The organism is Diplocloster modestus, assembly GCF_019042245.1.
In the GTDB taxonomy this organism is placed as follows: domain Bacteria; phylum Bacillota; class Clostridia; order Lachnospirales; family Lachnospiraceae; genus Diplocloster; species Diplocloster modestus.
Genome location: NZ_JAHQCX010000001.1, coordinates 107,255 through 126,588 on the forward strand (window position 1 = coordinate 107,255; position 19,334 = coordinate 126,588).

Here is a 19,334-nt window from a genome sequence, read left to right on the forward strand (position 1 = left end):
GCTATGGAACAACAATTCTATGAACAAATTAAAAGAATTCTTTCTGAAGCCAGAAACAAAGTGTATAAAACTGCAAACTTTGCAATGGTGGAAGCATACTGGAATATAGGGAAAAGTATCGTGGTACAGCAAGGCGGTGAGGGAAAGGCTGAGTATGGAGCCAGACTAATGACAGAACTATCCAAACAGATGACCATGGATTTTGGAAAGGGATTTACTGTTGCGAATCTTAAAAACATGCGCCAGTTTTATCTTACTTTTCCAAAAAGCTACGCACTGCGTAGCGAATTGAGCTGGACACATTATCGTCTGCTTATGCGTGTGGAAAATAAAAATGCCCGTGAATTCTATACAGAAGAAGCAATAAAATCAAGTTGGAGCACACGGCAGTTAGAAAGACAGATTAATTCGTTTTTTTATGAAAGGTTGTTGTCCAGCCAAAATAAAGAAAAAGTTTCGGAAGAAATTCAGAAATTGGAACCCACAAAAGTTCCAGAGGATATTATACGCGATCCATATGTATTAGAGTTTCTGGGCCTAAGTCCAAATGATGATTTTTACGAGAGTGACCTTGAAGAAGCGTTAATAACACATTTGCAGAAATTCCTCTTAGAATTGGGAAGAGGTTTTTCTTTTGTTGCCAGACAAAAGAGGATTACGTTTGATGGGCGGCATTTCCGAATAGATCTTGTCTTTTATAATTACGTTTTAAAATGCTTTGTATTAATTGATTTAAAAATTGGAGATTTGACACATCAGGATCTAGGACAGATGCAGATGTATGTGCATTATTACGAACGTGAATTGATGAATGAGGGAGATAATCCTCCGATAGGAATTGTTCTTTGTGCGGATAAAAGTGAATCTGTAGTAAAGTATACATTGCCAGAAAATGAAACACAGATTTTTGCATCAAAGTATAAGCTATATCTTCCAAGCGAAGAAGAGCTGTTACAGGAATTGCAAAGAGAGTATAGAGCATTGGAATATGATAAAGAAAAATCAAATTAATTTTACTTAAAGATAGTGTAATTTTGGTGGGAGGGGGTAAATTTATTCATAAAGGGGTAATTTTCCTTCAAAAGGGGTAAGAGAGGTAGAATCATTGAAAAAATTTACTCCACCATTATGTAATGAAAATACTTTTGCCATGTAGTATAAAACCTATGTTCCAATGCATGTTGAAACCGTCGTGCTTCTCGTGCGGAAACCTTGATTTTAGGCGGGCTTGCGGATTTTTAGCAGGAAATGGAGTTGTATTTTAAAGGAGTAGAGATGGGTAAGTTTCCGCAGATAGGGGGACGGGGATAACGCCGGATAGTTCGAAGATGAAGATTTTGTTATGTAAATTAAACTATGTAGCAAAACCATACTACTGTAAAATAGTTAAATGATTTGATAAATTTATAAATTGGAATTTGGGGTGATAGAATGTTGGAGGCAATTACCTATCAGAATATGTTAAAAGATATTAACAGCAATGAAATTAAGGAAGATAAATCATTAAAAGACATTAGTAACGCATTTGGAAAGGATAAATTAATCCAAGTAACTAAAGAAAATATTTTAAAAAACATTCCATCAAGTCTGGCAAATGTATTTTATACAGGAAAAATATTTCAATATTTCTGTATTCGAAACTGTGGTAAATGAGTTGTATACAATTTTCGGAGGAATCAAATGGAACAACAATTTTATGAACAAATTAAAAGAATTCTTTTTGAAGCCAGAAACAAAGTATATCAAACTGAGAATTGAGTTGGACACATTATCGCTTGCTTATGCGTGTGGAAAATAAGAATGCCCGTCAGTTCTTCACAGAAGAGGCAATAAAATCGAATTGGAGCACACGGCAGCTGGAAAGGCAAATTAATTCGTTTTTTTATGAAAGGTTACTGTCCAGCCAGAATAAAGAAAAAGTTTCGGTAGAAATCCAGAAATTGGAACCCGCAAAGGTGCCAGAGGATATTATCCGCGATCCATATGTATTAGAGTTTCTGGGATTGAAACCGGTTGGATAGACAAATTTTCCGCTATCAAAAATGGAACTTTGGTTTATGGGCAGTCATCCTTATAGAAACGGTATGATAATGATGGACACATGGACAAAATATTATAAGGTGTCGATATGCCTCATTACCGCTATATCGTATATCGCTGACGAGTCCAGTTGCTGAACTGTTAAAACAAACTTATGCGGAGATATCTATGAACTACATTATCAGAGAAATATTAGAAAAAGAATACAGTCTGCTTGAAAATTTTTTATATGAAGCTATTTTTGTGCCGAAGGGTGTACCCGCTCCGCCGAGAACAATCATCGAACAGCCTGAGCTACAGATATATGTAACGGATTTTGGAAAGAAAAAAGATGACATTGGCTTGGTGGCAGAAGTTGGCACAAAAGTAGTCGGCGCTGTCTGGGTCCGTATTATGAACGATTACGGACATATAGATGATGCGACACCTTCCTTTGCCATTTCCCTGTATAAAGAGTATAGGGGATGGGGAATCGGTACTGCTTTAATGCAGGAAATGCTTTGTATATTAAAACGAAGAGGATATCAACAGGTATCACTTGCTGTACAAAAGGAAAACTATGCCGTGAAATTATACAAAAAAGTGGGATTTGAAATTGTCGATGAGAATGAGGAAGAATATATCATGGTCTGCTATTTATAGAAAAGCAGTTGACTATGCCTTTTTCCAATAGTAAAGGAATATGAGAATGCCGGAAAAAATAAGGCCTGCCATGTTTGCACCATGTGCATTGCTTACCAGGAGGTAATGGTGGTTGGTTTGCTGGCCATTTTATAGGGAAAAGGAGATCATCATCAGCAATCGAAAGAAAAAATGAGTTATATTAACCATTACTTGAATACAAGTCAATGTGCTGTTGAAACATTTAATTTGAAGATGATTGGAGCATGAGATATGAGCATATATTTTTATGGCTGTATTACTATGGATGGATATCTTGCTGACAAAGCCCATAATTTAGATTGGCTTTATCAAACTGGCACTACAACGGAAACAGGTTATGAAGAGTTTTATAAAAAAATGGATATTACGATTATGGGTAAAAGAACATTTAATGAAATAGAAAAAGCAGAAAATATTTGGGATTTCTATCCGACTACCCAAAATTATGTTTTTACCCATGCCAGTGATTTATCTCAAAATGGATTCATATCCATAAATGCTGATGTTGTGGAATTTGTAAAACAGATGGACAAAGACAAGAATATCTGGATTATCGGCGGCAACACGATATTGAGACCTCTGTTGAATAATAACATGGTTGACCATATTATAATGCAGGTTGCACCCGTATTATTGGGGACAGGAATTCCTTTGTTTACGCAAAAAGAGGAATTAAAGCGCTTTCGGCTGAAATCCGTAAAAAAATATGGACAGTTTGCAGAATTAGTTTACGAAAAGGTATAAGATAGCTTTATAAAGAAATTCCAATCTGCCGAGTTGAAAAAATTAGTATGTGTAGCACAAAAAAGGTGAATTGCTTGTAAAGTATAATTTATTTTCCAATACATGAAAGTGGAAGGTATGAAACACAATCTTGATAAGGAGAGAGAAAATGAAGAAAAAACTTGAATTTGACGCAGTTCTAATAAAAAATCCGGATATGGATGCTGCATATGTAGAGGTGCCTTTCGATGTAAAAGCGATTTTCGGAAAATCACGGCTGCCGGTACACGCAACTTTTGACGGCGAGCCTTATGACGGACAGGTGGTGAAGATGGGTACGCCATGGCATATCATTGGTGTCCGAAAGGATATTCGCACAAAGATTGGCAAACAGCCGGGAGATATGGTGCATGTGACCCTGGAAGAACGGGAAACGCCAAAGCCGGCGTTTTCTACTGTAGATGAATATATTGCAAGCTACAGCGGTGATGTGCGGCAGCGTATGGAAACGTTACGGCAGATTATTTTAGAGTGTTCACCGGATATCACCGAGAAGATTTCCTGGGGTATGGCTACTTTTGTGCTTAACGGTAATCTTGTTCATTTTTCAGGGGAAAAGAAACATCTGGGTTTTCATCCGTCCCCAAGCGCTATTGAAGCTTTTAAGGACGGTTTTGCGGATTACAAATATTCAAAAGGCACATTACAGTTGCCATATGATAAACCGATGCCATATGAATTGCTTCGTCAGATGATAATGTTCAGGGTTCAGGAACAAACGAAGAAATAAAGCAGGGAATGGAAAGGAATTCGTTAGTCAGGTATATTATTGGAGGGTTGAGGCAGTGAAAAGGTTATACATGATTGGTGGAACCATGGGTGTAGGAAAGACAGCTACCTGCCAGATTTTAAAGCAGAAGTTGGATAACAGCGTCTTTCTGGACGGTGATTGGTGCTGGGACATGCACCCGTTTCAGGTAACACAGGAAACAAAGAAGATGGTACTGGAGAACATAGCTTTTCTTCTGAATAACTTTATCCATTGCCCTGCCTATGAAAACATCATATTTTGCTGGGTGATGCATGAGCAGGATATCGTAGATGATGTTTTGTCCAGACTGGATACTTCCGGGTATCAGGTTCATGCGATATCACTTATATGCAGTGAGAAAGCTTTAAGAGAACGCCTGCAGAAGGATGTAGATATGAGATTGCGCACAGCGGATGTGATTCCACGGAGTTTGGCACGGTTGCCGATGTATGAGAAACTGGATACCGTCAAGATTAATGTATCCAGTCTTTCACCGGAACAGGCAGCAGATATAATGCTCATATAAAATCACTCCCTTCTATTAAAATTGGGCATAAGAAAAGCACCTACCATTTTGATATGCCTCTCGTAATGTTTATTGTTCCTCTTAAAACCATAGCATTTTTAAGGAAAAGCTGTTTGCATAAGGGCATTTACTTCAACCGAATGTAGCAGGTTGCTTTTCCTGTGCCTTCACGTTTTAATTCACCGGACTTTACCAGCTTTCGCAAAGAGCCCTCAATGGAACTGATGCTTAGGGACGGGCACAACTCCCGTATATCCTGCTTATTAAATTTTCCGATTTTGTTTTGCGTTGCTTTTCTTACCATGTCAATCGCAGGTAATTTGGTCTCAACAATGGAAAATCTATCTTCAAAATCCTTATATGCCGCCAGTATAGTACCAAGCAAGTATTTAATGAATGGAATGGTATCCTCGCAACCTTCATGCCATCCATCCTGTGACCGGCTAAGGGCGTCATAATAAAGGTCTTTCGCCTGTGCAATTTTAGACTCCAGTGAGATGTACTTTCCAACATAAAAACCATTTCGGTATAAAAGCAGTGTCGTGAGTAAGCGGCTCATTCGGCCATTTCCATCATTGAAGGGATGGATGCATAAAAAGTCATGGATAAATACTGGTATTGCAATCAAGGGCTCAACTTCCATGTTTCCAATGACTCGATTATATTCTTCGCAAATTCTATCAAGGGCTTCCGGCGTTTCGAATGGAGCAAGTGGAGTAAATAAAATTTCTTTGTGTCCATCCGAGTAGGCAGCACTGATATAGTTCTGAACATTTTTTGTCTGTCCTGCAATCGGGTTATTCATGTGGCTGTACATGATTTTGTGCAGCTGCAGAATGTAGTTTCTGGAAATCGGAATAGCATCGAAACTCTCATGAATGACATTCAGGACATCACGGTATCCGGCGATTTCCTGCTCATCACGGTTTCTGGGTTTCGTTTTTTCTTCCACCAGCTGTTTGATTCGTGTGTTGGTGGTGACAATACCTTCGATTGCATTAGATGCCCCGGTACTCTGCACTTTTGCAATTTGCACGAGCTTTTCCAGTTCCTCAGGACGTTGCTTCAGGTATTGTTCCTGCTTACCGGCTTCTTTATAGATGGCTGCTATATATCCAAGGATGTCAGAGTCCCATTTTTGTTCTCTGATTTGTGAGTAGTTGAATTCTCTCATTCCCTTAGCCTCCTTTCGATTCCCTTAAATACTATCATAAAATAAGGGAAAAGTCAATTCGCAGCTGCCTGCAGAAATACGGTGGTAAAGTCACTGCTAAAGAACGAGAATAACCTCCGTTAAGTATTCCATTCCTCCAGTTGTGCGGGCCTGATTAATTTACCGAGGGACTTAATTCCAGCCCATTGGCCGGAGGGCAGCCTGGCAGATACTACCTGACTATTCTCATAGGTTTTAAAATAATACTCACCGGCGCAAAGATCCATAAACGCGGTGTACTGTGTATAGTCCGGAGCGCACCGGTCCGTCATAACCGCTCCTTTGGGGATACTGACGCTTTCCATAATGTGGAAACATGCGTTGACCGCACCCTCTTTTGTTTCTGGAATAACAGTATGGTTTTTTAGATAAGCAGTTCTGACAAAGCGGGATGGCGGCGTATAATCTCCGGGCAGTCCAAAGGTACCGGCCCCCTGCCCAAAAGGAGTCAAATTTACCGGCCCCCATTCCTTTTCTGACTGTTGAGATGGAGCTATATTCATATAATTATTGAGGTTCGTCATATGCCACTGGAAATCGGGGCTGTTGGAGAGCACACCCAGAGGATTGGGGATCAGATGGAGACCCTCCGCCGTTTTTTCAACTACCATACATGCCCCCCTTTTATCGGCAATGATCCAGTGTAGGGGAGCAATGGACTCCGTCACAGGATCCTCCACGCCGACGATGCGGATGATGCGCAGGATAGACGCCGCTTGATCCACGCAAGCACATTGGCCCAGCAGAAAGTTGACCAGCTCCAGGGCAGCAACCGGAAGTTCTGGGGAATTCCCCGAGCCGGCCGCGTCGTATCGGGCATAACCGGGAAAATACAGGACTGCAGCTGCAAAGCCCATCTCGTTCACCCCATCCGCCAGGATCACGGGGGAGATATCCTGCCCGATCCCCATAATCCGGTATTGGTTTTCTATTCTATGAGTATTCCATAAATTATTCCATTTATAGCCTTTGGGGATCACATATAATTCAGGATCAAGAGGATAGGAAAAATCCATCGTGCGTCCGAAATAAATATCTCCGTGCGGTGTTTGTACATTCACAGCAGTACACATGTTACGCCTCCTATATTTGAAGATGCATGATTCTATGCTTATGTATATTCGATCCGCCGGGGGTTCATTCCTCTTTGTGATTAAGGCGCGCGGGAGGTGGGACTGTCCGAAACCAGGGCGCAGCCCGCCAGGTGTCCGCTCATATGGATGTGCCCTAAGGGGTGCTGACTGGGTGGACGGATATCCTGTCTGTAAGGAATAAAATCGTATATTTGGGTTGCGTGAAGGAATAACTCGTCATATAATCAAGCCATAGCGTTGTACTTTAAAAATTGAAACACATAGTGACAGGAAACAGACACAACAGCTTGAATGAGAAAAAGAAAAGGAGTTAAAATATGACAGAAAAAGAAAAAGCAGCCGCCGGCTATCTGTACGATGCCAACTATGACCAGGAGATCATCGAATCCCGTACCGCCTGTATGGACATGTGCCATGATTATAACCAGCTTCGTCCCTCGCAGGTAGAAGAGCAAAAAAAGATGATCAAAAAAATACTGGCAAAAACAACAGACAGATTCTGCATCGTAGCTCCATTCCACTGCGATTTGGGTTATAATGTAGAGATTGGGGATAACTTTTACGCTAATTACAATTGCATCATCCTCGATGGGGCGAAGGTGGTCTTTGGAGACAATGTGTTTATCGCGCCTAACTGCTGCTTCTCCACAGCGGGCCATGCGTTGGATGTGGAACAGAGAAACCGGGGACTGGAATTCGCTTATCCGATCACTGTGGGGAATAACGTATGGATCGGAGCCAATGTATCGGTTATGCCGGGGGTGACCATTGGGGATAATACGGTGATCGGCGCTGGAAGCGTAGTGACCAAAGATATACCGTCCGGCGTGATAGCGGTGGGCAATCCATGCAGGCCGGTTCGCGAGATCACAGAGGCAGACAGAGATAAATACCCCAGATCTGAGGATGATGTTCAGCCAATGAAAGAGTGGTGCCCGCACTGCCAGGCCATGCGGGATATAGAGGTCAGCGAGACAAAGGAAGTTGAAAAAACTGTGGATGGCGCTGTTCGCAGAGTAATGACCAAAAGCTACCAATGCGCTGTGTGCCATAGTTTCATAAAAAGTGAGGACAAACAAATTTAATGGATTCCGATAAACGCAAAAGACAGTACTACTAAAAGGATGCGGATCAGGCATTCATGGACTATGCTATATGGTCCGCTGTCAGATTATGAAAAGCCAATCATTTGCATATAATAACATTATCTGTGCAGTGTATTTGAAAAAAATGTGCGATAGGAGGCTGTAAAGAGTGGACATAGAATTTAACAAGAGTCTGTTAACGGGGAATGAATTAATCGATACACAACATCGGGAGCTGATTCATAGGGTTAATAAGCTTACCGGTGAATGCGCGGCCGGGAGGGAGAAGAACTCCGCTATCCAAACGCTGGATTTCCTGATGGATTATGTGGATTTTCATTTTTCTGCGGAGGAAGGACTCCAGGCAGAGAACGGGTATCCCCTTCTGGAAGCTCATAAAAAGCAGCATGCCTATTTTGCGGCGGCTGTGGATTCCCTGCGGGAGATGCTGGAGGAGGAAGAGGGGCCCAGCGGCGCTTTCGTGGCGGCGGTAAAGAAAAATGTGGTTGAATGGCTCTTAAACCATATCCAGATCTGGGATAAACAGGTCGCAGAATATATAAGGAGCCTGCAGTGCAAATGACTCCAAGCAAAACAGCGTAAGCCTGGACGGCTCAGCGGAAGTCTGGACGGCTCAGCAGAATTGCCACGAAACAACCTTCAGGGAGCAGGCGAAATATTTAACCGGTGAATATCTGGATATAGTATTGGATTCCCTGGTATCGGCATAGAATACTAAAAATGGGTATCAGGGAATGAATTCAGAATGAAAGAAAAATCTTACGATCGGGAAGCGGCTGTAGAATACGCGCGGACCTGGGCTTTTAAGAGAAATCCGGCCTATCTGGATTTTGAAAAGCTGGGAGGTGACTGCACCAACTACGCGTCCCAATGTCTCTTTGCCGGAAGTAAAACCATGAATCCCGCAAAAACCTTCGGATGGTACTATTATTCCGCCAGTAACCGCACCCCTTCCTGGACCGGTGTAAGGTATCTCTACAACTTTCTTACAAACAATAAAGGAGTTGGGCCCTATGCATCCGAGACTGACAGGAACAAGGTGAGTCCGGGCGATATCGTACAGTTAGGACGGGCAGACGGGACGTTCTATCACAGTCCGGTCATCGTGGCGGTTACGGCGGAAGATATCTTTGTGGCCGCGCACAGCTATGACGCCTATATGCGCCCTCTGAGCAGCTACACCTACGACCGAGCCCGGTTTCTGCATATAGACGGGGTGAGGACCTGGTAACGTTTATGAATTTTTCATAACCACCAGTTCCATGTCGCTGGTGACATCCTCCATGGAGTCCAGGCAGTTTTCCATACTCTGATAGATTTCTGTCCAGACCAGAAGCTCTACGGGGTCGGTGGAAGCGGAATACAGACTGCGAATGACGTCGGTATACAGCGCGTCCCCCTCATTTTCTATGGAATTGACCTCAATGATCAGCTCATGGAGTTTTGCTGGTTTTTTAAAGCGGCAGAATTCCTTCATAACGCTTCTCATGGCATCGCAGCAGGACAGAATCAGTTCCGCAAATTTTAAAGTGGCCTCCGGAAGTTCCTTTATATGAAACATATACATTTTAATCAGAACATCCTCAATCGCGTCCGTCACATCATCGATGCCCTGGGAGATGGTGACGATATCTTCACGGTCAATGGGAGTAATGAATTCCTTCATCAGATAATTCATCATGTCATGCTTCTTCAGATCACCGGTATGCTCAATCTCATGAGCTTCCCTGATCTGAAGCTCTGTGATCTCTCCTTCGTAATTAGAAAGGACCTTCTGAAGATGTTTGGCAGATTGATAGGAGCATTTCGAGAGGCCCTCCAGGGCTTCAAAGTAATCATACTTCTTGCTTTTTTTCATATCCAATCCCTCTTAAAATATGTGCAGGAACAATTTCGTGATAAGGTAGGCTATCAGGCCGCATCCAGGGAACGTCAGAATCCAGGTGAAAACCATTTCTTTAGCCGCTCCCCAGTTCACATTGGTGAGCCTTTTGGAGGCGCCTACCCCCATGATCGCAGTCGTTTTTGTCTGAGTGGAGCTGACAGGCAGTCCGCATAAGGAACAGAAAAGCAGAGACAGAGCACCAGCCAGATCCGCGGCAAACCCCTGATACTGCTGAAGCTTGACCACATTCATGCCCACGGCTTTGATAATCTTATACCCTCCGAAGCAGGTTCCGAGTCCCATGATCAAAGAGCAGAGAATCATAAGCCAGACCGGAATACGGAAGCCGCCCTGTAGATCCACGCCCTCGGCCATGAACATACCCAGCATGAAGACCCCCATAAATTTCTGCCCGTCCTGGGCGCCGTGCATAAAGGACATGGCAGCAGCCCCGGCTACCTGGGCGTTTTTAAAGAAACCGCTTGTTTTCTGCCGGTCCATCATCCTGAATATGTATTCCACAATCCGCACCACCGCCCAGCCGGTCAAAAATCCCAGGATTGCAGATAAAAACAGGCCATAAATAACTTTAACCCACTCTTCTGCGTTAATCCCCGAGAAGCTGTTCTGCATGGCGATCGCTGCTCCAGACAGACCGGCGATCAACGCATGGCTTTCGCTGGTGGGGATTCCAAAAAACCAGGCGGTCATGGCCCAGATTACAATAGCGATCATAGCCGCGCACAGCGCGATCAGCGAATCATGATAATTACTGCCAAAGTCCACCATATGATAGATTGTCTCAGCCACATTTGCATTGATAAATGTCATCACAAATACGCCGAGAAAATTACATATTACCGCCATGATAATAGCGGGATATGGCTTAATAGCGCGGGTGGAGACACCGGTGGCGATCGCATTCGGGGCATCGATCCAGCCATTTACCAGTACCACTCCCAAGGTTAGGGCCACCGTAATACATAACACCGGATTCCCGGCCAGATGATCCAGAAAATCAGGAAACGAGACAGTCATAACTCCTCCTGCACAACAACATTTTCCATCAAATAGTTAACTATGTAAAGTTTAGGATAGCACCATTTTCGATAGCATGCAAGAGGGCAGAAATAGGAGAAATTATAAAGGAGCAAATTAACTGGGGTTCCGAAGCGGATATGGCCGGGGATTTTGGAGATTAATAATAAAATGGCAGAAATAGCAAGGGTAGAAATAACAAGGACAGAAATAACAGGGACAGAGTGGACAGCATTGGAAAAATGGAAGGAGGGAGTAGGTTGATGAAAAACCGGGAAAGGGATAAAAGAGACTGGGAGATGCTGCAAGAAGAGATCAGGAGCTGCCGGTTATGCCAGGAGCGTTTTGGATTTGAGCCGAATCCTATAGTCTGGGGAAGCGCAGATTCTAAAATTATGCAGATCAGCCAGGCACCCAGCAAAAGAGTACATGAGACCCGTATTCCCTTTAACGACCTGAGCGGACAGAAGCTCCGAAGAGAGTGGTATGAGATCACGGATGAACAGTTTTACGATGTCCGTAATTTCTATATCGTCTCGGTGGGACACTGCTATCCTGGAAAAAACGCTTCGGGAGGTGACCGGATGCCGCCGGCCCTATGCGCCAGAACCTGGCTTGACAGAGAGATCAGGCTGGTAAACAATGAAATATACCTGTTGGTAGGAGGCGCGGCAGCCAAATTCTTTTTCCCCACCCGCAGCTTTACGGGTCTGGTATTCGAGAATCTCGAATTGAGGGGAAAACCGGCCTATGTACTCCCCCATCCGTCCCCGCTGAACATAAAATGGTTTCGTGACAATCCGGACTTCCTTGCGTACAGGCTAAAAGAAATCCGCCAGATCATTCATCAGACTCTAAACCTGCCGGAATAGATCCTATACCACCGTTACTTCTCCCAAAAGGCAAAAGATTTCTATACATTTTCCAGCCGATGTTATACAATAAAAACGGTGAAGCAGCAGTACGAAAGCGTGAGCGGTGTTGATGGAACGCCGGACTAAGGAGGAAATGTTGTGAGGGATCAGGACAGGACAAATTTCAAGATGACTCCTGGTGGGATTTTTCAGTGTAAATATGATCCCGGCTGGACCGTAATATATGCGAATGATGGGTTGTTTCAGTTTCTGGAATACACGCGGGAGGAGTTCCGGGAATTATTTGACAATCAGATGGCGGGCGTTATTTATCCGGAAGATCTGGAACCTATGTACAGAACCGTGAGTGAACAGCTGAAGAAGGGGAATGTGGTAGAAAATGAGAATCGGCTGGTCTGTAAAAGCGGTGAGGTAAAATGGATCTGGATCAGTTGTGAGTTCGTTGCCAGGGAAGGAGAGGAGCCGTATTTCTATTGCATGTTTCATGATATTACCAGGCAGAAACAGGCCCAGTCCAGAATTAAGATCAGCGAACAGCGTTACGATATCATTCTGTCTATGACGCAGGATGTGATTTATGAATGGAACTATGAGACCAGGGAGATTTATTATGCTCCTACTTTTGAGAAAAAATTCGGATATGTACCGCCTGCAAAAAATTTCCCCTGTACGGTACTGGAGAAGGGGATTATTTATCCCGATGATGAAGAACTGTTCCGCAGCCATTTTCAGAAGATCGTGGATGGTGAGGCCGAGGCGGTTGGAGAGTATCGGATTTTGAAAGCGGATGAAAGCTTTATCTGGTGCAGGATTACGGCGTCCGCGATACGGGATGATAATGCAAAGCTTCAAAAGGTGATCGGGATGATCTCCGATATCGATGAGCAGAAGCGGAAAGTTTTCTTCGCACAGGAACAGGCCATGCGGGATACGCTGACCGGGCTGTATAACCGGGGAGCGACGGAGAGGCTGATCAATGAATATCTGAATGGTTATGGCGGGATGGCTGCGTTCCTGGTTATTGACGTGGATAATTTTAAGGGCGTAAATGACACGCTGGGACATGTGTACGGAGATGCCGTGCTGGGGGATATGGGTTATCATCTGAAGAAAATGTCCAGGTCCGGAGATATTATCGGCCGGGTAGGCGGCGATGAATTTGTGGTGTTCCTGACCGAGCTTCCCAATGCGGAAACCGCGCTTCATGTCGCACAGCGGATCGGAAGAATATTTCATCGGTCTATTGAGGAAGCCCACATCCAGTATGAGATTACCGGAAGTATCGGGATTGCGTTTTATCCGAAGGATGGGCAGGATTATCTAAGCTTATTTTCCAGGGCCGATACGGCTATGTATTATGCCAAACACAGTGGGAAAAACCAGCTGGCTGTATATGATGAGATAGAGGCTTCGGAGCTTCCGTTAAACAGAAAAGAAGAACCGGATGAGGAAAAGGCAGGAATTCAGAAGAATTTCCGTGATAATATCATCGAGTATGTGTTTCGAATTTTTTATGAAAACGAAGATGTGGATAAAGCGCTGCCGGTACTGCTGGATTTAATCGGAAAAATATTTGATGAGAGCCGGCTCTACATCCTGGAGATCGTGGGCGGGCCGGGACTGGCCCGCAATACGTTCGAGTGGTGCAATACCGGGATCCCTTCTATGAAGGAAGAACAGGATGTGTTTGAATATTTACAGAACCCGATGGAGTTTGATCAGAATCAGATCTATTCCTGCGAGGATGTGGAGGCTTTACCGGAAGGCGAGTTTAAAGACTGGCTGGTCAAACGGGGAGCGGTCTCTACACTGATCTGTAAACTGATTGAAGATCACAGGGTGGTGGCAGTGATCGGATTCGAGGATTGCCGTAAGAAAAGACGGGCCTCCCTGGAAGAGAAGGATGCGCTGTCATTGATCTCGCAGACGATCAGTCTCTTCCTGATGAGAGCCAGGCGGCAGGAAGAGATTCGCAGACAGCAGGCTTTTTCTGAACGCCTGCTCAAACGGGTGACCACCTGTATCTACAGTATCGATCCGGAAAGCTATAAGCTTATCTTTGTCAACAGTAATATACGCTGCTATTTGAAGGGGCTGAAGGTGGGAGATCTATGCTACCGGTCCATAAGGGGAATGGAACGGCCGTGTCCGGACTGTCCCATGGCGGAGTTGAGCCAGGAACACAATTGTGTGACGAAAGAGCTGTACCATCCGAATATGAAAAAGTGGACGGAAACCACGGCTGCGTTCATGCGATGGGCAGACGGCAGAACGGTGTGTCTGGTCAACAGCTATGATATTACCAGATACAAGGAGAAAAAAGAAACAAATCCTGGCAGTGAAATCCAGTATATGACTGCTGCGAGCCATACAAGGCTGAAGGTATGGGAATATGATCTGCAAAAAGAGGTACTGATTCTGGCGGAAAGTACCAGGGGACAGGGAGACAGCCAGAGATGTCTGGAGCAGATACCGGAATCTTTGATCGATATGGGGATGATTCATCCGGAGAGTGTGGAAACGGTGCGGAAGCTGTATGCCGAGCTGAAGGAAGGCAAACGGGCGGTACAGCAGGAGATCAGAATCCGCACAGCCGATTGTCCAAAATGGCAGTGGGAGAGGATCCGGTATCTTACCATCTTCGATGAAGTGGGAAGGCCTGTCCGGGCTATCGGTGTAGGCGAAAATATAACACAGCAGAAGGAAGCTGAGATCAACTACCAAAAAGAACTTCAGGCTATGCATACCTTGTCGGACGGAGTGGTCTGGGTCAGCCGGGTCAATCTGACGGAGAACCGGGTAGAATATCTGAAAAGTGAGCAGTATCCTGATTATGAATACCAGGGAGTTATGCCATATGAGGAAATGCTGCAGCTGGTGTCCGGTGAGATTGTAAATCAGGATGACCGGAAACGGTTTTTAAGTACTATGTCCAGAGGGGCTTTAAGAACTGCCTACGCCAGTAATCACACCACGGTATCCATGGATTACCGGTTTAAAAACTCGAAGGGCAGAATGTACTGGGTAAATTACCATATAAAACTGGTGCCGGATGCGATTTCCAGAGATCTGTATGCCTACGGCATGGTGCGGAATATAGACGCCCAGAAAAATATGGAACTGTCCCTAAGTAAAAAGGCCCAAAAAGATCCGGCCACGGGGGTATACAATAAAGATACCGCCATGATCATGATGAAAGAGGCTATTCGCAAAGCGATGGAAGCACAAAAAAGCCAGCTGTTGCTGGTCTTCCGTCTGGATACCTACGGAGAACTGGTCAGAAGAGGCGGCTACCTCATGGCGGACGATGTGATGAAAGAGCTCAGCAGTCAATTAAAGCTGGTATTTGGTTCGATCCAGGTTATGGGAAGGTTCAATATGGACGAACTGGATATCCTGCTGATCAGCGAAAAAGCCGAGCAGGATATTCTGGGTCTGGTTAAGGAGGTACGAAAGACGATCAAGACTCCCTATCTGTTTGCGAAAATACCAATCGAAGCTATTATAACCACGGGGATCGCCTATACAGAAGGGAACTATACAGACGTGGCCCATACAGACCTGGAAAACTTGTATCAGAGAGCAAGAATCGCCCTGGAAGCCGCTGAAAAAGAGAATTCCAGATGCCAGATTTATTCGGAAAAGCTGTCTGCGAAAGACTGGAAGATAAAAACGGTAAAAGCCTGGGAGGACAGCCGGGTAACTTTTTATGAAAACAGAGATATGCAGGAGGTGCTGTTAAGGTGTGCATTTTCCCTGATGACCTCCAAGGAGTTCGAACGGGCGATTGACAATGTATTAAGGCAGATTGCCGGCTATTACGGTGCGGACCGTGCGTTCCTGGCAGAATTTAAATCCGGCGCAGATGAATGCAGGCAGTTCTATATTTCCGATATCGGCCACAATCAAATGATAAAGAAACAAACGGCCCCAGACGAAGTGAGTTTCTGGCGCAAGTGGTTTATGAACAATAAAAAACTGGCCTGTGAGAATATCGAAGAATTCCGGGATAATTTTCCGGAAGATTATAAGAGGCTGAAGAAAAACGGCATCTGTTCCATTCAGGCGGTGGCACTGGAGGCGGATAATGAGATTACGGGCTGCCTGGGAATTGAAAATCCGGTTAAGAACTGGATGGACTTTGATCTGCTGGATTCCGTGAAGCATTTCGTGATAAATGAGATGGTAAAGCGGGATATGCAGCAGGAGCAGAAATATCTGGGGTACCACGATGTGCTGACCAATCTTCTGAACCGAAACAGTTATATCCGATACAACACTTCTCTGAAAGAAGATGCACTGATCTCTCTGGGGGTACTGTCTGCGGATATCAACGGGCTGAAGAAAGTCAATATTGCCTATGGGCATGACGCGGGAGACCATCTGGTGAAATTGACGGCAGATATTCTAAACAGCCAGTTTTATGACAGCCAGGTCTTTCGTTTCGCGGGCGATGAATTCATGGTGGTGGCGGAAAACCTCACAAAGGATGTATTTCGGGAGCGTATCGAGTTAGTGCGCATGAAAGTGGCAGAAAGCTATGCCATGGGAGTTTCCATCGGCTATGCCTGGGCAGATACCGAGATCAATCTGGATCGTCTGGTTGCCCACGCCGATGAGCGCATGGTGATTGCAAAACAGAATTTTTATAAAAAAGAAGAGTGGGAAAGCGGCCGGTACAATCCCCACAGACTGGAAGGATTGAAGCGGGTAATCCAACAGGGACTCTTTAAAATGTATCTGCAGCCTAAAGCCGAGCTCCCCACCGGCCGCATCTGCGGCGCGGAAGCCCTGGTGCGCTTCGAGGACCAGAGGTTCGGCGTGATCGGCCCGGATAAATTTATCCCGCAGCTGGAGCGGGAAGGTATGGTCCATGCGGTAGATCTTTACATGTTCGGGAGGGTCTGCGAGACCCTCAGGGACTGGCAGGATCAAGGAATAACTCTGATTATGATCTCCGTAAATTTTTCCAGGTCCACACTGTTGGAGGAGAATCTGATGGAGCAGGTCGAAGAGATCTGGAAAAAATACCAGGTGCCGAAGGAGTACATTGAGATAGAGATCACGGAAAGTTTCGGCGAGATGGAACGGGAAACACTGGTACAGATCGGACAGCGGATCATAGAACATGGTTTCCGCGTGTCTCTGGATGACTTCGGCGCCCAGTACAGCAACATTGCGATCCTATCAGTACTCCCATTACACGAGTTAAAGTTGGATAAAAGTCTGACACACGACCTGTTTTCCAGCAACAATACCAGAGTAGTGGTAAAGCATTTCCTCAATCTGTGCAAAGAACTGGGTATCCTGAGTGTGGCAGAGGGTGTGGAGTCCAGCGAACAGCTGGACGTCCTGCGGGAACTGGGCTGCAATTATATCCAGGGATATTATCTGAATAAGCCGATACCACTGGCGGAGTTTGAACAGATGTATATGCTGATATCTCCTTCCACATCAGCACATTAGTGGGGGATTCCCAACAAATCTGCTTGAAAATTATGGACATATTGGATATACTGAAAAATAACGAATACATATGCAGGGAAAATTAGGATGAAACGTCATACGATTGTAGAGTACACACATGATTTTTTGAGGAAGTATATTGGGGAAGGGAATGTCTGTATCGATGCCACGGCTGGAAATGGAAATGATACCGAGTTTCTGTGCGGGCTGGTAGGCAGTGAGGGCAAAGTGATCGCTTTTGATATTCAGGAGGATGCGGTGAGTACGACCAGAAGTCTTCTGGAGATGTTCGGGCTGAGCGAGATCGCCGAGGTTTACCTGGATTCCCATGAGAACATGGATTCTTACGTGGAGCCGGACTCGGTGGACGGGATCGTGTTTAATCTGGGTTATCTGCCCGGCGGAGACCATTCCATATGTACCTGTCCGCAGACCACGATCTCCGCCATAAAAAAAGGACTGACGCTGCTGAAACCGGACGGTGTGATGTCGGTAAGTGTTTACAGCGGCAAAGACAGCGGATTCGAGGAGAGGGATGCCGTGCTGTCTTTTCTGGAAACTTTGGATTCCAAGGATTATACCGTTATTAAGAATGAATTTATTAATAAACCGAATCATCCGCCGATTCCGGTGTTTATATTTAAAAATTATTAATTGGATGTGGTTTTCGTGGAGTCGGAGGCGTTGGGGTGATGGGTGGAGGCGTATTCCTGAACGGAGGGATCTTTGATTTCATAGATCCGGAACCATTCTTTCGTGGATTCATCTTTGGTTGTCTCCGAACGGTTTTTGTACAGGAAGCGGACCAGGCTGTAACAGTCTACCCAGATCTCGGAGGCACCTTCTTTCTGGGACTCGTCGAAGATCAGCTGTAGACCGAAATGCAGATGTGTGGTGTCGATATTATTGACATTTTCCGTGGTGCTGTAACCGGTATGACCCATATAGCCGATGACATCACCGGCCTGTACGATGCTGCCTTCCTTTAAGGTTTTTACGTAGGGAAAGTTCTGGCGAAGATGCGCGTAATAGTAATAACGCTTCTGATCAAAACTACGGATGCCCAGGCGCCAGCCGCCGTACTGATTCCAACCTAAGGCCTCCACATAACCGGATTCCACGGCGATGATGGGGGTTCCCGTCTGCCCCATCATATCGTGTCCCAGATGCTGCCGCTGATAACCGTAGGAGCGGGATACCCCAAAATCATCATAATCGCTGTATTCAAATCCTTTCGCAATCGGGTGGTAGGCTTTCAGGCCGTACTTTTTCACCCATTCCAATTGGGACGGGTCTGATTCAGAGGGCTGCTGGATATCGTACTCACCTACAAAACCGCCCAGTATGGCCGTGTAGGCTTCCAGATAATAATTATAGTATTTCATATCCTTCGTGGCTTCTGCCATGGTAATCTCTTTGTTTTGCAGCTTTTCCGCCAGGGCGGACATATCTTTTAACGCACTTTTGGGAAAATCACCGCCGTTTTTGGCTGCCGTATAGGCAAGCAATTCGATCCAGTTCAGATGCACGGGTTCGGACTGGGTGTCCACATCATAGTGATAGGCGGCGTCAAGGGCTTCATAGGAAGCTTTGAAATCAACCCATTTGATAAAATCCTTCTGGGCGTCCTGCGTCTTGGTATCCGTCGTGCCGGCGGAGCCGGCCAGATCCGCGGTATTGTCCGCGGATTCTTTTTTAGTACCGGAGGAATCTTCCGGGCTGTTTGAGGCTGTGTAAACGGTATCTCCCGTTGCTTTCTGATAGGAAAATATACAGACAAACAAAAACAGGAGGATCAATTCACAATAGATACTTCTTTGAATTCTTTTCTTATATTTTTTCATAGTATCCCCTCAATCATATACAATTCAATTTTGACATGCAAAGCACACGG

The 19,334-nt window shown here is 45.0% G+C and carries 17 protein-coding genes and 1 pseudogene; 13 read left to right on the top strand and 5 right to left on the bottom strand.

The window, feature by feature from the left end:
* The first annotated feature begins 3 nt into the window (after positions 1–3).
* From KTH90_RS00635 to KTH90_RS00670, 7 genes are all read left to right on the top strand, one after another.
* A complete protein-coding gene (locus KTH90_RS00635) occupies positions 4–1,011 on the top strand; it encodes a PDDEXK nuclease domain-containing protein (RefSeq protein WP_158351490.1) in 1,008 nt (335 codons plus the stop codon).
* 420 nt (positions 1,012–1,431) lie between these two features.
* Positions 1,432–1,653 carry a hypothetical protein gene (locus KTH90_RS00640; RefSeq protein WP_158351492.1) on the top strand — a complete coding sequence of 74 codons (222 nt, stop codon included), beginning with the start codon at positions 1,432–1,434 and terminating at the stop codon, positions 1,651–1,653.
* Positions 1,654–1,781: 128 nt separating this feature from the next.
* Complete coding sequence (locus tag KTH90_RS25250; protein WP_238726217.1) at positions 1,782–2,021, top strand: DUF1016 N-terminal domain-containing protein; 240 nt, start codon at positions 1,782–1,784, stop codon at positions 2,019–2,021.
* A 187-nt stretch (positions 2,022–2,208) separates the two neighbouring features.
* Positions 2,209–2,682 carry a GNAT family N-acetyltransferase gene (locus KTH90_RS00650; RefSeq protein ID WP_158351494.1) on the top strand — a complete coding sequence of 158 codons (474 nt, stop codon included), beginning with the start codon at positions 2,209–2,211 and terminating at the stop codon, positions 2,680–2,682.
* Positions 2,683–2,934: 252 nt separating this feature from the next.
* Positions 2,935–3,447: a dihydrofolate reductase family protein gene (locus KTH90_RS00655; RefSeq protein ID WP_158351496.1), complete on the top strand. Its 513-nt coding sequence runs from the start codon at positions 2,935–2,937 to the stop codon at positions 3,445–3,447.
* A 148-nt stretch (positions 3,448–3,595) separates the two neighbouring features.
* The gene (locus tag KTH90_RS25565; RefSeq protein WP_330655770.1) at positions 3,596–4,216 is read left to right on the top strand and encodes a DUF1905 domain-containing protein; all 621 of its coding nucleotides are present in this window, start codon (positions 3,596–3,598) and stop codon (positions 4,214–4,216) included.
* 55 nt (positions 4,217–4,271) lie between these two features.
* Positions 4,272–4,763, top strand: a complete 492-nt coding sequence (locus tag KTH90_RS00670; RefSeq protein ID WP_158351497.1) for an AAA family ATPase — start codon at positions 4,272–4,274, stop codon at positions 4,761–4,763.
* A 127-nt stretch (positions 4,764–4,890) separates the two neighbouring features.
* Here KTH90_RS00670 and KTH90_RS00675 read toward each other — a convergent pair whose 3' ends face one another.
* Both KTH90_RS00675 and KTH90_RS00680 read right to left on the bottom strand, forming a co-directional pair.
* Positions 4,891–5,937 carry a Fic family protein gene (locus KTH90_RS00675; RefSeq protein WP_158351499.1) on the bottom strand — a complete coding sequence of 349 codons (1,047 nt, stop codon included), beginning with the start codon at positions 5,935–5,937 and terminating at the stop codon, positions 4,891–4,893.
* A gap of 119 nt (positions 5,938–6,056) precedes the next feature.
* Entirely contained in the window at positions 6,057–7,049 is a 993-nt protein-coding gene (locus tag KTH90_RS00680) for a linear amide C-N hydrolase (protein WP_158351501.1), read from the bottom strand.
* 338 nt (positions 7,050–7,387) lie between these two features.
* Between KTH90_RS00680 and KTH90_RS00685 the strand changes: the two are divergent.
* From KTH90_RS00685 to KTH90_RS00695, 3 genes and pseudogenes are all read left to right on the top strand, one after another.
* Positions 7,388–7,918 (top strand): annotated as a pseudogene (locus KTH90_RS00685) (sugar O-acetyltransferase); the annotation flags it as partial.
* 406 nt (positions 7,919–8,324) lie between these two features.
* Entirely contained in the window at positions 8,325–8,738 is a 414-nt protein-coding gene (locus tag KTH90_RS00690; RefSeq protein WP_158351505.1) for a bacteriohemerythrin, read from the top strand.
* A 183-nt stretch (positions 8,739–8,921) separates the two neighbouring features.
* Positions 8,922–9,407: an amidase domain-containing protein gene (locus KTH90_RS00695; RefSeq protein ID WP_158351507.1), complete on the top strand. Its 486-nt coding sequence runs from the start codon at positions 8,922–8,924 to the stop codon at positions 9,405–9,407.
* A 3-nt stretch (positions 9,408–9,410) separates the two neighbouring features.
* Here KTH90_RS00695 and KTH90_RS00700 read toward each other — a convergent pair whose 3' ends face one another.
* Both KTH90_RS00700 and KTH90_RS00705 read right to left on the bottom strand, forming a co-directional pair.
* The gene (locus KTH90_RS00700) at positions 9,411–10,034 is read right to left on the bottom strand and encodes a DUF47 domain-containing protein (protein WP_158351508.1); all 624 of its coding nucleotides are present in this window, start codon (positions 10,032–10,034) and stop codon (positions 9,411–9,413) included.
* 12 nt (positions 10,035–10,046) lie between these two features.
* Positions 10,047–11,099, bottom strand: a complete 1,053-nt coding sequence (locus KTH90_RS00705; RefSeq protein WP_158351510.1) for an inorganic phosphate transporter — start codon at positions 11,097–11,099, stop codon at positions 10,047–10,049.
* A 263-nt stretch (positions 11,100–11,362) separates the two neighbouring features.
* On the opposite strand from KTH90_RS00705, the gene KTH90_RS00710 reads away from it, so the two are divergent.
* The 3 genes from KTH90_RS00710 (at position 11,363) to KTH90_RS00720 (ending at position 18,094) form a co-directional block, all read left to right on the top strand.
* On the top strand, positions 11,363–11,971 hold the full coding sequence (locus KTH90_RS00710; RefSeq protein ID WP_158351512.1) for a uracil-DNA glycosylase family protein: 609 nt from the start codon (positions 11,363–11,365) through the stop codon (positions 11,969–11,971).
* A 141-nt stretch (positions 11,972–12,112) separates the two neighbouring features.
* Entirely contained in the window at positions 12,113–17,440 is a 5,328-nt protein-coding gene (locus KTH90_RS00715) for a diguanylate cyclase domain-containing protein (protein ID WP_158351514.1), read from the top strand.
* 87 nt (positions 17,441–17,527) lie between these two features.
* Positions 17,528–18,094 (top strand): tRNA (mnm(5)s(2)U34)-methyltransferase, encoded by a 567-nt coding sequence (locus tag KTH90_RS00720; RefSeq protein ID WP_158351516.1) that lies wholly within the window; start codon positions 17,528–17,530, stop codon positions 18,092–18,094.
* Here the strand turns inward: KTH90_RS00720 and KTH90_RS00725 are convergent.
* Positions 18,091–19,284 carry a M23 family metallopeptidase gene (locus tag KTH90_RS00725; protein WP_158351518.1) on the bottom strand — a complete coding sequence of 398 codons (1,194 nt, stop codon included), beginning with the start codon at positions 19,282–19,284 and terminating at the stop codon, positions 18,091–18,093. The genes KTH90_RS00720 and KTH90_RS00725 overlap by 4 nt on opposite strands.
* Positions 19,285–19,334 lie beyond the last annotated feature (50 nt).